Annotated in this window: 13 protein-coding genes; 8 read left to right on the top strand and 5 right to left on the bottom strand. The window is 69.2% G+C overall.

Annotated elements, in window-relative coordinates:
• A complete protein-coding gene (locus tag G3I56_RS15435) occupies positions 1–864 on the bottom strand; it encodes an alpha/beta hydrolase (protein ID WP_164409549.1) in 864 nt (287 codons plus the stop codon).
• Between G3I56_RS15435 and G3I56_RS15440 the strand changes: the two genes are divergently transcribed.
• The 5 genes from G3I56_RS15440 (at position 863) to G3I56_RS15460 (ending at position 5229) form a co-directional block, all read left to right on the top strand.
• Positions 863–1993 (top strand): LysR family transcriptional regulator, encoded by a 1131-nt coding sequence (locus G3I56_RS15440; protein ID WP_239134909.1) that lies wholly within the window; start codon positions 863–865, stop codon positions 1991–1993. The genes G3I56_RS15435 and G3I56_RS15440 overlap by 2 nt on opposite strands.
• Positions 1994–1995: 2 nt before the next feature.
• The gene (locus G3I56_RS15445) at positions 1996–2172 is read left to right on the top strand and encodes a CsbD family protein (protein WP_164409550.1); all 177 of its coding nucleotides are present in this window, start codon (positions 1996–1998) and stop codon (positions 2170–2172) included.
• A 101-nt stretch (positions 2173–2273) separates the two neighbouring features.
• The gene (locus tag G3I56_RS15450; protein ID WP_164409551.1) at positions 2274–3278 is read left to right on the top strand and encodes a TIGR03885 family FMN-dependent LLM class oxidoreductase; all 1005 of its coding nucleotides are present in this window, start codon (positions 2274–2276) and stop codon (positions 3276–3278) included.
• Positions 3269–4969, top strand: coding sequence for an alpha-amylase family protein (locus tag G3I56_RS15455; protein WP_164409552.1), 1701 nt, complete (start codon positions 3269–3271; stop codon positions 4967–4969). The genes G3I56_RS15450 and G3I56_RS15455 overlap by 10 nt, the downstream gene beginning before the upstream one ends.
• Positions 4970–5088: 119 nt before the next feature.
• A complete protein-coding gene (locus tag G3I56_RS15460; RefSeq protein WP_164409553.1) occupies positions 5089–5229 on the top strand; it encodes a hypothetical protein in 141 nt (46 codons plus the stop codon).
• A gap of 540 nt (positions 5230–5769) precedes the next feature.
• Here G3I56_RS15460 and G3I56_RS15465 read toward each other — a convergent pair.
• Entirely contained in the window at positions 5770–6708 is a 939-nt protein-coding gene (locus G3I56_RS15465) for a L,D-transpeptidase (RefSeq protein ID WP_164409680.1), read from the bottom strand.
• 321 nt (positions 6709–7029) lie between these two features.
• Positions 7030–7383 (bottom strand): VOC family protein, encoded by a 354-nt coding sequence (locus tag G3I56_RS15470; protein ID WP_164409554.1) that lies wholly within the window; start codon positions 7381–7383, stop codon positions 7030–7032.
• A 324-nt stretch (positions 7384–7707) separates the two neighbouring features.
• Here G3I56_RS15470 and G3I56_RS15475 point away from each other — a divergent pair, with 324 nt between their 5' ends.
• Entirely contained in the window at positions 7708–9027 is a 1320-nt protein-coding gene (locus G3I56_RS15475) for an MFS transporter (protein ID WP_164409555.1), read from the top strand.
• 36 nt (positions 9028–9063) lie between these two features.
• On the opposite strand, the gene G3I56_RS15480 is transcribed toward G3I56_RS15475, so the two are convergent.
• Both G3I56_RS15480 and G3I56_RS15485 read right to left on the bottom strand, forming a co-directional pair.
• Entirely contained in the window at positions 9064–9258 is a 195-nt protein-coding gene (locus G3I56_RS15480) for a hypothetical protein (protein ID WP_203689946.1), read from the bottom strand.
• A 261-nt stretch (positions 9259–9519) separates the two neighbouring features.
• Positions 9520–9915 (bottom strand): ATP-binding protein, encoded by a 396-nt coding sequence (locus G3I56_RS15485; protein ID WP_239134910.1) that lies wholly within the window; start codon positions 9913–9915, stop codon positions 9520–9522.
• Positions 9916–10166: 251 nt separating this feature from the next.
• Here G3I56_RS15485 and G3I56_RS15490 point away from each other — a divergent pair, with 251 nt between their 5' ends.
• A complete protein-coding gene (locus G3I56_RS15490) occupies positions 10167–10970 on the top strand; it encodes an alpha/beta hydrolase (protein WP_164409557.1) in 804 nt (267 codons plus the stop codon).
• A complete protein-coding gene (locus tag G3I56_RS15495; RefSeq protein WP_164409558.1) occupies positions 10970–12253 on the top strand; it encodes a SpoIIE family protein phosphatase in 1284 nt (427 codons plus the stop codon). Before G3I56_RS15490 ends, G3I56_RS15495 begins: the two co-directional genes overlap by 1 nt.
• Positions 12254–12452 lie beyond the last annotated feature (199 nt).

The raw sequence follows: 12452 nt of genomic DNA on the forward strand, positions 1-12452 counted from the left end.
TCATCGCCGGCCGCCTCGGGTGTGCTGGAGCAGGGCCGGAACGAACACGTCCCACAGCGGCTTCGGCAGGTCGTGCCCGGCGCCTTCCAGGACCAGCAGTGTCGATCCGGGAATCGCGTCGCACAGCGCGTGTCCGTGGGGGAGCGGGAAAACCGGGTCGTGGTCGCCGTGCACCACCAGGGTCGGTGCGTCGATGTAGGCGAAGTCGCGGGACGACCCCTCGAAGGCCATCGCGTAGTGGTTGACGAGGGTGGACGCGATGTCGCGAGTGCGGGCCACGTCCCGCTCGACCAGCGTGCGCGCGGCGGTCTCGTCGAAGTAGGGCGAGCCTCCCGAGCACGCCTTTGCCGATGCGACGACGAAGTCCACCACCGCGCCGGAATCGGCGGGGTCCGGGTCGGCGGGGACGCCGCTGGCGAGCTCGGCCGACGGCGCTGGGAGACCGTCCTGGCCCGTGGAGGTGGAGACGAACGTCAGTGACTCCACCCGGTCGGGGTGGTCCACCCCGATGATGAGCCCGATTCCGCCGGACATGGACCGGCAGACGATGTGTGCGCGCTCGACGTCCAGGGCGTCCAGGATGCCGAGCGCATCCCCGGCCAGGTCGGTGAACACGTAGCCAGGGCGCCCCGGCGGGTAGCTGGTGGATCTGCCGGTGTCCCGGTTGTCGTAGCGGATCACGAACCGGTCGCCGCGCGCGATCTGTTCGCACAACTCGGCTTCCCACCAGAGCATCGAGGCGGTCGCACCGTCGATGAGCAGGATCGCCGGGTCAGCGGGGTTCCCGAAGGTCTCGAAGCACAGCTCGACATCGTCGATCTCGACGAGCTTCTCTCCGTGCGAAAGGTGATGGTGATCGGTCATGAACATCACGCTAGACTTGGAGATTCATCGTGAAAAGCGATTGATTTCGATCAATTCAATCGCGTTTTGCGATGCTATTGGCTATGGTGGGCTCATGTCCGATGTTGAACTGCGGCACCTCGCCGCGATGGCCGCCGTGGCCGACGAGGGGTCTTTCGGGCGGGCGGCCGGACGGCTCGGGTACACCCAGTCGACGGTGAGCCAGCAGATCGCGGCTTTGGAGAAGGCCGTCGGCGGTGCCGTGTTCGACCGGCCGGGCGGGCCGAAACCGGTGCGGATCACCCCACTCGGCACAGTGCTGCTGGCACACGGACGCGAGTTGCTCGCGAAGGCCCAGGCGATGGCGGCAGCCGTCGACCGGTTCAAGGCCGGCGACGGCCGGGTCGACATCGGCACCTTCCAGAGCGTGTCCAACGTCATCCTGCCGCTGGTCGTACGAGAGCTTCGGGACGAGCATCCCGGCTGCGACATCAGGCTGTTCGAGGAGGAGACCGACCGGCCGGAAGTCCGGGAGCTCGACCTGATGTTCTTCGACGGCCGTGTCGACGGCGACGTCGAACACCGCAAACTGCTCGACGATCCCTACCTGCTGGTGGCCCGCCGCGGCACGTTTCCCGACGGGCCGGTGCACCCGGCCCGACTCGACGGCGTACCGATGGTGGCGCACCCGCCGATCTGCGACCAGGCCCGGATGGAGCAGGCGCTCACACGGGCCGGTGTTCGGCCGCACATCGTGTTCCGCACCGCGGGCAACGAGACCGTGCTGTCGATGGTGCGCGCCGGTATGGGTTCGGCGATCCTGCCGCAACTCGCCCTCCTCAGCGCCGACATCGGCTCCGATGCGTCACTGTGTGTCCACGAGCTCAAGCCAGGACTACCGCCACGCGAGATCTTCCTGCTGTGGCAGGCGCATGGCACTCACTCCCCACTCGCGGCGCGGGCGATCGAGATCGCCGTGGAGGTCGCGGGCGGGATCGCCGCGCAGGTGAGCACCGGATTCCCGGGTCGGTGTGGTGTGGCCGAACAGTCCTATGAAGCAATTTTTGCGTGCCCAGAGACCCGTTTGAGAGAGGAATCTCAGGCGACACGGGGGAAGGAAGGTTCTTTCGAGCGAGACAGGAGTGAGTGACTGTGGCTGCCGACGAAAAGAGTCAGGCCAAGGGCGAGCAGGCCAAGGGCAAGGTCAAGAAGGTGGTCGGCGGTGCCGTGGGCAACGAGTCTCTGAAGGCCAAGGGAGAGGCCGAGGAGACCAAGGGAGACCTGCGTGCCGCCAAGGAGAAGGCCAAGGACGCGATCAAGCCCAAGTAGGCGCACGTCCACTGATCCCGGCAGCCCGCCTCCCGCGGGCTGCCGGGATCAGCCCTGTGGCATCACCGCTGAGGATCAATCGCGGGGGTACCCGCCGGGACATGACTGTCTACGGATTGCACGCCTCGCACGAACAGATCCCGCCCGCAGGCCTGCTCGACGCCGTGGTGCACGCCGAACGCGCGGGATTCACCGCCGCCATGTGCTCGGATCACTTCTCACCCTGGAGTGTCCGTCAGGGCGAGTCGGGATTCGCCTGGTCCTGGCTCGGTGCCGCGCTCCAGGCCACTGACCGGATGCCGTTCGGCGTGGTGAACGCGCCGGGGCAGCGCTATCATCCCGCGATCGTCGCCCAGGCGATCGCCGGCCTCGCGTCGATGTACCCGGGCCGCTTCTGGGCGGCGCTCGGCAGCGGTGAGGCCTCCAACGAGCACATCACCGGCGCCCCCTGGCCGCGCAAGGATCTGCGCAACGCCCGCCTGCGGGAATGCGTCGACATCATCCGCGCACTGCTGGGAGGGGAGGAGGTCAGCCACGACGGACTGGTGACCGTGGACCGGGCCCGGCTGTGGACGCTGCCGGCCGAAGTGCCGCCGCTCATCGGAGCCGCGTGCAGCACGGCCACCGCCGCCTGGTGCGCCGAGTGGGCCGACGGCCTCATCACGGTCAACGCCCCGCCAAAACGGCTGCGCGAGATCGCCGACGCCTATCGGGACGCGGGTGGCCGCGGGCCCCTGCATCTCCAGGTGCATCTGAGCTGGGCACCCGACGAGGACCATGCCCTGGCGCTGGCACACGACCAGTGGCGGACCAACGTGCATACGCCCCCGGTCAGTTGGGACCTGGACTCCGTGGAACTGTTCGACGTCGTCAGCGAGCACGTCACGCCGGAACAGGTGGCGGGCACGGTCAACGTGTCGTCGGACCTCGGTCGGCACACCGCCTGGCTCCAGGAGTACGCAGACCTCGGGTTCGACACCGTGATGCTCCACCACGTGGGCCGTGAACAGGCCTCGTTCATCGACACGTTCGGCGCCGAGGTACTGCCCCGACTCGACGTCACCCGCCCGCTTCCCGCCACGGCGAAGGAGTACCGATGCGTCTGACCCGCACATCCGACCTGTGGTGGAAGAACGCGGTGGTGTACTGCCTCGACGTCGAGACGTACCAGGACGGCAACGGAGACGGGATCGGCGACTTCGCGGGCCTCACCCAGCGCATCGACCATCTGGTCCGCCTCGGCGTGACATGTGTGTGGCTGATGCCCTTCTACCCGACCCGGGAACGTGACGACGGATACGACATCACCGACTTCTACGGTGTCGACCCCCGCCTGGGAACCCTGGGCGACTTCACCGAGTTCGTCCGCACGGCCAAGGACCGCGGCATACGCGTGATCGCCGACCTCGTGGTCAACCACACCTCCGAGCACCACCCCTGGTTCCAGGACGCCCGCTCCGGCCGGGACTCGGCCCACCGTGACTGGTACGTCTGGCAGGACGAGCCTCCCGAGGACAGCCCCGAAGGCGTGGTCTTCCCCGACGCGGAGGACAGCGTGTGGGAGTACGACGAAGGCAGCGGCCAGTACTACTTGCACCGCTTCTACAAGGAGCAGCCCGACCTCAACGTCGCCAACCCCGAGGTACGGGACGAGATAGCCCGCATCATGGGTTTCTGGACGCAGCTCGGACTGTCCGGGTTCCGGGTCGACGCCGTGCCCTTCCTGCTGGAGACGGACGGCCAGGACGACGCCGGCGCGCTGCCGGACCCGCACGAGTACCTCGCCGACCTGCGCGCCTTCCTCGGCCGCCGCAACGGTGAGTCGGTGCTGCTCGGCGAGGTGAACCTGCCCTACGGCGACCTCGTCCGGTTCTTCGGCGATCCCGACTCGGACCGAGGCGACGAACTCACCATGTGCTTCGACTTCGTCGGGATGCAGCAGATGTACCTGTCGATGGCACGCGAGGAGGCGGGGCCGCTGGCCGCCTCGCTGCGTGATCGCCCCGCCGCCCCGCGCGACGCCCACTGGGCCACCTTCGTTCGCAACCACGACGAACTCACCCTCGACAAGCTGAGCGACGACGAACGTGCCGAGGTCTTCGCCGCCTTCGGCCCGGACAAGGACATGCAACTGTACGACCGGGGGCTGCGACGCAGGCTGCCTCCCATGGTCGACGGTGACCGGCGCCGTATCGAACTCGCCTACAGCCTCCTCTTCACCCTGCCGGGCACCCCCGTGCTCTTCTACGGTGAGGAGATCGGCATGGGCGAGAACCTGGCCGCCGAGGGCCGCCAGGCGGTACGCACCCCCATGCAGTGGACCCCGCAGGATGGCGCCGGCTACTCCACGGCCGCGCCGGACACCTTCCCGAACCCGCTGGCGGACGGCGCGTACGCACCCCAGAAGGTGAACGTGTACGAGCAGAGCCGCGACCCCGGCTCGCTCCTGAGCCGGATACGGCTGTTCGTCGAGCGCTACCGGGAAGCTCCCGAGCTGGCCTGGGGCGAGTACCGCCTTGTGGAGACGGGGGAGCGTTCCGTGCTCGCCCACATCAGCTGTACCCCGGACGGGAGGGTCCTGGCCCTGCACAACTTCGCGGGCCGCTCCCTCACCGTACGACTGCGGCTCCCGGAGACCGCACCCGGTGACAGGCTGACCGACCTCCTTGCCGAGGACCACGCCGGGCTCACGGTGTCCGACGACGGTCTGCTCAGCGTCGAACTGCCCGCCTACGGGTACCGGTGGCTGCGCGTCGGGACGCCGGCCGACGATCCGGAGCGGGTTGCTGCCGGCTGAGAGCCCCAGCGAGGGCGCCGATCGTCGTCACTTCTCGGCGTTCCCGGCGCGGGCTCTGCCGGTGATCTGGGCCAGGGTCCGGGCCCATGACCTGATTGACCTGCCCGATGATCTCCGCGGTGATGGAGACAGCCGCCTCGGGCCTGCGGGTTCCGAGACCGAGGCCGATCGGTGAGCAGGAGTCGCAGGCGTTCGTCGTGGGTACGCAGGGAGCCCGTCGCCCGCACATAGGCGACGGGCAGGTCGAGGGCCTGTCGTAGCGGTGGCCGGGGCGGCGGTGGGGGTGGTGGTCCATCGGGCGGCGGTCCCCCAGGCGGCCCCCGCTGGTGATACCGCCCAGGGAGCCGACGCCGAAGGAGAAGGCGACACGGACGAGCGGAACCGCGCCTTCCGGGCGCCTGTACGGCAGGTCGGCCACGGAGTGACACAGGTGTACGTCGCCAGCCCACCGCCCATGATCAGCATCGCGGCGCCGAGCGCCGGCCCCAGCCGGTCCGGCCGCAGGGCGCGCACTCATGCTGGGGAGCATGACCAGCAACGTTCCCCTCAGTGAGCTGGGAGATTCGTCAAGGAGCGCCACTTGGAGCTGAGCCCGCGTACGGTCGGGCTGCCGGGTGGCCGGGCCGCGCCGGTGAACTGTCGATGCGGGAGGAGCAGTTCGCCCGCTGGTGAGGCGATCATCGCGTCGCCGCACGCACCATGGGCACGAAGACCCCCAACCACGCACGACCGGCTGTGGATCGTCGCTTTCTCAGGGGTCGGCGGCACCGAGTGAAGCCCTTCCTCGCCGCCGCAGCGCGTCACAGCGTCGCGGTCGTGTCCTCACCGGCGGCGCTGCCCGCGAGCCACTGGGTCCATCCCAGGTTGAAGTCGGCGTAGCCGTTGTCGGGCGAGGCTTTGGCGCGCGGTGAGCCGGTGACGGTTATGGGATCGCCCTGCTTGACCTGGTCGTAGAACCACTTGGCGTCCGACATGGACAGATGGACGCAGCCGTGTGAGCCGCGGGCACTGCCGCCGCCCGGGTTCGGGTCGCCGGTCGAGTAGTGCACGTAGGTGCCGGACTGGGTCAGGTGGACGTCCCAGGGGAGTGTCAGGTCGTAGTAGTCGGGGCTGCCCTTGTCGCAGCTGATACCGACGCTGCAGGAGGTCATGTGGACCTTCTCCTGCTTGTCGATGACGGCCATCGTGCCGTTCCACGTCGGATACTCGGCGCTGCCCGCGTTGATCGACAGGGTGCGCACCGGCGCGCCGTTCCGGGTCACCTTCATGGTGTGTCCGGTCACCGAGACATCCGCGCGCACATCGTCACCGATCTTGAAGGTGTGCGTGTATCCGTGTACGCCGAAACGTCCGTTGCCGTTGCTGACGCCCTTCATGTCGGCGTCGATCTTCACCGTCGTGCCGGAGGGCCAGTAAGTCTTGGGGCGCCAGTCTGCGCGCTGGTCGCCGAACCAGTGCCAGGCGCCGGCCACCGGCTGCGAAGTGCTCACCTTCATGTGCTTCTCGACCGTGGCCCGCGCCTTGGCCGCCACCGGGTTCGTGAAGACCACCGAGATGGGCATGGCCACGCCTACCGTGGTTCCCGTCTGCGGGGTGATCGTCTCCAGCAGCATCGGCGGGCCCGCGGGCTTAGTCGGTGACGGCGACGAGCTCGCCTTGGGGTTTCCCGGGGCCTTCGCGTCGTCGCCGCTCGCCTTGTCACTGCCGCCCCCGCCGCAGGCACTCGCGCCCACCAGCATCACGCCCGTGACGAGTGCGATCCCTATGCTGCCCTTGCGCCGTCGCACGACTTGCCCCGCTCTCTCGCTCTGTGGCCCTGACGAGCCTGCCGCACTGTGAGACGGCGACGGCGTGGGCCGCAGTTGCGTGTGCCGCGTAAAGCGTGTCTCAAACATCGGTGCCCAGTGGCCTAGGCCCGGCCGGACGGCTTCAGGCCGGCCGGGACCTCCTGCGCGAGGCCGCTGCCCTGGCCCGGGGAGATGTCCCGGCCGCCGGCCGCCGGGATCGCGGCGTCGCGCGCCGAGGAGCCGAACCGGGCCGTCGGGTTCGTCCGGAAGCGGTCAGGCGGGCTGCCACAACTCGATTCGGTTGCCCTCAGGATCGGTGACCCAGCCGAATCGACCGACACCGTCCATGTCCTGCGTACCGTCGGCGACGTCCGCCCCATTGGCGCGTAGTTGCGCGAGCATCGCATCCAGGTCGCGTACCCGGAAGTTGAGCATGGTCTGCTGGGTGCGGGACCCGAAGTAGTCGGTCTCGGACTCGAACGTCGCGAACACCGTCGGCCCTGCTCCCTGACGCCACAGGCCGTTCTCATCGGCGCCCAGGCCCAGACAATCGCGATACCACGCGTTCAGGGCCGTAGGGTCGGACGCCCGCATGAAGTACCCACCGATTCCCAGCACACGTTCCATGCCGCCATCCTGTCAGCCCGGCAACCGGGCGGGCCGACACCACACCATCGCCCGAACCACACCGTGCTGGGTCCGCGTGTGCGCCGGGGAAATCGCCTTTCGTGCCGGGCCGCCGCGGGCTAGTGTCAGGCTCCAGCGAGCAACCCATGAGGAGCCAGGACATGCCCGGTCGTCCAGGCGCGCGTTGACGTCGTAGGCCCAGATCGGCCAGTCATCGCGTGCTGCCCTTGATGTTGTGGCACAGCGAGCCTTCCCCGCCTGTATCCGGTGCGCCTTCCGTACGCCGGCCGGCGGGCGTCGTACGAGGCAACCAAGGGGATCGCCGTGCCGTCCGCATCTTCCGCCGTACCCGATTCCGGTCGACCTGTTCCGCCGAGCCTGTGGCGGGACCGCGACTTCCGCAGACTGTGGGTGGGTCAGACGGCCTCCCAACTCGGCGAGCACGCGACCTTGGTGGTTCTCCCGCTCTTCGCCGTTCTGACGCTCGACGCCGGTGCCGACCAGTTGGGTGTTCTCCGCGCCGTGGGGCAGGCGCCGGTCCTGTTGCTCTCGCTCTTCGTCGGCGCGTGGGTCGACAGATGGCGGACCCGCACGGTGATGGTGTTGACGGACATCGGCCGGACCCTGACGCTGGGCGCCGCCGCGGTGGCCGGCCTCTTCGGCCGGCTCGGCCTGCCGGAGCTGTTCGTGGTCGCCTTCGCCGTCGGTGCCCTGTCCGTGTTCTTCGACGTGGCGTACCAGTCGTCTCTCGTACGGTTGGTGACACGCGAGCAGTTGGTGCGGGGCAACAGCGCGCTCGAGGGCAGCCGGTCCGCGGCCCAGATCGGCGGCCCCGCCCTCGGCGGTGCGTTGGTCTCCATCCTGTCGGCGCCCATCGCTGCCGCGTCCAGCGCGCTGTTCTTCGCGCTGTCGTTTCTGTCGATCCGCCGGATCCGCCGGACCGAAGCGATCCCGGAGCACTCGGAACGCCCTCCTCGGTTGGGGCGGCGGATTCATGATGGCCTCCGTTTCGTCGTCGGCGACCCCTCGCTGCGAGCCGTGTGTCTCGCCTCGGCCGCCTTCCAGTTCTCCTTCGCGGCCGTGATGACCGTCTACCTGCTCTTCCTGCCGCGCGAACTGCACCTGTCGGGAACCGCCGTCGGGCTTGCGCTCGCCGCCACGGGGCCCGGCGCGCTCCTGGGCTCGATGCTGGCTGCCCGCCTGCCGAGCCGGTTCGGCCATGGCACGGTACTCGTCACCGCGGCGGCACTCGGCGACGGCGCGTTCCTCTGCGTGCCCGCGCTGGACGGTTCCCCCGCGGTGACCGTTCCCGTGCTGCTGGCGGCCGGCTTCGTGTTCGGGACCGGCAGTCAGTTGGTGACTGTCACGGTCATGGCCGTCCGGCAGGCCGTCACTCCGGACGGGATGCAGGGCCGCGCCGCGGCGACGATCACGTTTGTGGGCATGGGGCTGGCCCCGTTCGGCTCGCTGCTCGGCGGATTCCTGGCACAGGAGTGGGGACTGCGCACCAGCCTCCTGGTGACAGCCGCAGGGATGCTGCTGTCACCCGTGCTGATGGCGATCTCCCCGCTCGCCCGCCTGGGACGGACACTTCCCGCCCCGCAGGACGGAAGACGGTCGCGAAGGCGACGATCGACGCGCTGACCTCGTGGGGCAGTCTGATGCGGCCGGTGGCCCTGGTCATGCCAGCCCGCCCGGCTTGGCCAGCAGTTCCTTCAGACCCGCGTCGATGAACTCGGTGTCCTTGGGATTGCTGTCGTGACCGGCGAAGTGGCCCCAGATGGCGGGGATCACCCGGAGTTCGGCGCCCGGTATGTGACTGACGGCCCAGGCCTCGTCCTCCGGCGGGAAGTAGAGGTCCTTCTCGGCGGGCATGTCGGGCGTGGTCGCTCTGAATGGAGCCGAGCGCCGCCTCGGTGTCGCCGTCGAAGCCGGGGGTGAGCCCGACGTCGCCGTTCTGCCAGGTCCTGCGGACACTTCTCCAACGGGCGTCGAGGCGACTGGGCTGACGGGCTGAACCCTCCAACCCCACGAGCCGACCGGCCGCCGCTTGTCGCGACCTTCGGCGGGGCCCCGCTCTCCGGGCCGCTCGCCCGGGGCGTTCCAGCGCCCCACCACCCGGTTGGTCCTGGCCGGCTAGCCGACGGGCCGTGGCAGGCTCAGGTGGGCGACGATCTGCTTGCCGGTCTCCAGGCCGATGGTGTGCAACTGGTCGCACAGACGGGTGACCAACTGAAGTCCGTGCCCGCCGACGCGACGGACGTCGTACGCGCGCAGTTCGGGTGGCCGGGGGGAGCTGTCGCGCACGGTGATGCGCAGCAGGGCTGCGTCGGGTGTCACCTCCAGCGCCAGGCCGCCCGGACCGGGTGCGTGGCGCAGCGCGTTGGTGACCAGCTCACTGACGACGAGCTGGGCGTCCTGGCTCGGTCGGTGGTCGGGGTCGTGGCCGGCATCGGCCAGCAGCGTGCGCACGGCCGCTCGGGCGTCCGTGAGCGACGCGTCTGTCGTGTCCCAGGCGGCGCTGTATCGCAAAGCCGTCGGTGCCTGTTCCTCCGATGCCCGGGTTTTACGTGGGATGACCATAGAACTCTTCCCGTGGATCGTTTTTTCTTCATCGCGGGTTGTCGCTCTCGCATGGTTTCGCCTACCCGCTGTCGGCTTGTTCATGGGCTTGCCGGGCCCGCTTCGATTCGGCCGCTCGGCGTTGTGGGGGCGTTGTACGGGTCGTGGAACCAATGGGCAGCCTCGGCGGAAGGATGAGCGGGACCTGGGAGACTGGCCGGATGGACATCAGCCGCAGGAACAACGTCAACGTCATCGGCAACCCCCAGGGGCCGACGGTGGTGCTGGCTCACGGGTTCGGCTGCGATCAGAACATGTGGCGGCTGACGGTGCCGGCTCTCGTCGAGGACTACCGAGTGGTGCTGTTCGACTACGTGGGTTCAGGCCGCGCTGAACCGTCCGCTTTCTCGGAGGAGCGTTACGCCTCCCTCGACGGCTACGCCCGCGACGTGGTCGAGCTCTGTCAGGCACTGGACCTGCATGACGCGGTGTTCGTGGGGCACTCGGTCAGCGCGATGATCGGAGTGCTGGCCGCCGGCCTGGCTCCGGAGCGCATCGGGGCGCTCGTGATGGTCGCCCCGTCTCCGCGTTATATCGACGAGGAGAGCTACCGGGGCGGGTTCAGTGCGGAGGACATCGATGAGCTGCTGGGATCCCTGGAGTCGAACTACCTGGGCTGGTCGGCGGCGATGGCACCGGTGATCATGGGGAACGCGGAGCGTCCCGAGCTCGGCGACGAGCTGACGAACAGTTTCTGCGCCACCGACCCCGCCATGGCGCGCGTCTTCGCCCGGACCACGTTCCTGTCGGATTCGAGGGACGAGCTGAAGAGCGTGAGCGTGCCGACACTGGTGCTGGAATGCGCCCACGACGTCATCGCTCCCCGGGAGGTGGGCGCCTTCGTCCACCAGGCGATCCCCGGCTCGACGCTGATCACCCTCGATGCCACCGGGCACTGCCCGCACCTGTCCGCACCCGAGGCCACCAACGAAGCACTCACCGACTTCCTGGCGGGCCTGCGTTGATGTGCCGTACCGGGCAGCAGCCCGACCCGCACGGCACGAGCGAGGAGAGAACCGCGAACGCGGCGTTCGCCGCACTGCTGGAGGACGGTGCCGAGGAGCTGTACGAGAACGCGCCGTGCGGATACCTGTCCACGCTGATGGACGGCACCATAGCGAAGATCAACTCCACGCTGCTGGGCTGGCTCGGCCTGGAGCGGGACGCGGTGGTGGGGCGGATGCGGTTCACCGACCTGCTGACCGTGGGCGGCAAGCTCTACCACGAGACGCACTTCGCGCCGCTGCTGCGGATGCAGGGCCAGATCGGCGGAATCGCCCTGGAGATCAAGCAGGCCGACGGCGCCCGGATGCCCGTGCTGATCTCCTCCGTCGTCAAGCAGGGCGCCAACGGCGAGCCGCTGCTGATCCGCAGCACCGTCTTCGACGCCCGGGACCGCCGTGCCTACGAGGAGGAACTCCTGCGCGGCCGGAAGGTGGCCGAAGAAGCACGCAGACAGGCCGAGGCAGACCGCGCCCGCCTCCAAGAGGCCCTGGCCGTGCTCCAGCAGTCGCTGCTTCCCGCCACCCTGCCGCCGGTGCCCGGCGTGGAGACGGCCGCCCACTACCACACAGCCTCCCCCGACCGGCTCGGCGGCGACTTCTACGACGTCTTCCCCGTCGACGGGAAACGCTTCGCCTTCTTCCTCGGGGACGTGTGCGGCAAGGGCCCCCAGGCCGCCGCCGTCACCTCGCTGACGCGCTACACCCTGCGCGCCGCGGCTCTGCACGACTCCGACCCGATCGCCGCGCTGTCGACGCTCAACAAGGTGCTGCACGAGCGTTACTCCGGCAGCGGCGACCCGCGCTACTGCACCGCCGTCTTCGGACTCCTCGAACCCGACCCCACGACCGGTCACGTCGCCGTCCGGCTCGCCTCGGGTGGCCATCCACCGGTCCTCGTCCTGCGCGCCGACGGCACCGCCGCCTTCCTGCCCACCCCCGGCGGTCTCCTTGTCGGCGTCCTGCCCGACGCGCACTTCGTCACCGCCACCACCGTCCTCGCCCCTGGCGACACGCTCCTTCTCTACACCGACGGCCTCACCGAGGCCCGCATCGGCGAGGACCGCACCGCCTTCTTCGGAGACGAAGCGCTCCTCGCCTTCGCCGCCGATCACGCCGGTACAACCCCGCAAGCCGTCATCCAGGCCCTGATCGGCCTGCTTCACAGCTTCGCCGACGGACTCGACGACGACACCGCCCTGCTCGCCCTCGGCGTCCCCGCCACCAACCCCCGGACACCGGCCTGATCGCGGCCCGCAACCATGCCCGCGCCGCCGAGTCGGACGCAGCCCTGTAGGTCTGCCGGTCCCGCGCGTTCGTTCTCATTGCCGAACAGCTGTTACTCAGGCGGGAGTTGAGTACGTGTGCTCATTCCCGGCGGCTGCCGGGCGGACAGGATTGGTGCAACGGCGCGGACAAGAGCGCCGGTCCGAAGCTGCTGATCCT

The sequence above is a fragment of the Streptomyces sp. SID12488 genome (genome assembly GCF_010548275.1).
GTDB lineage: Bacteria > Actinomycetota > Actinomycetes > Streptomycetales > Streptomycetaceae > Streptomyces.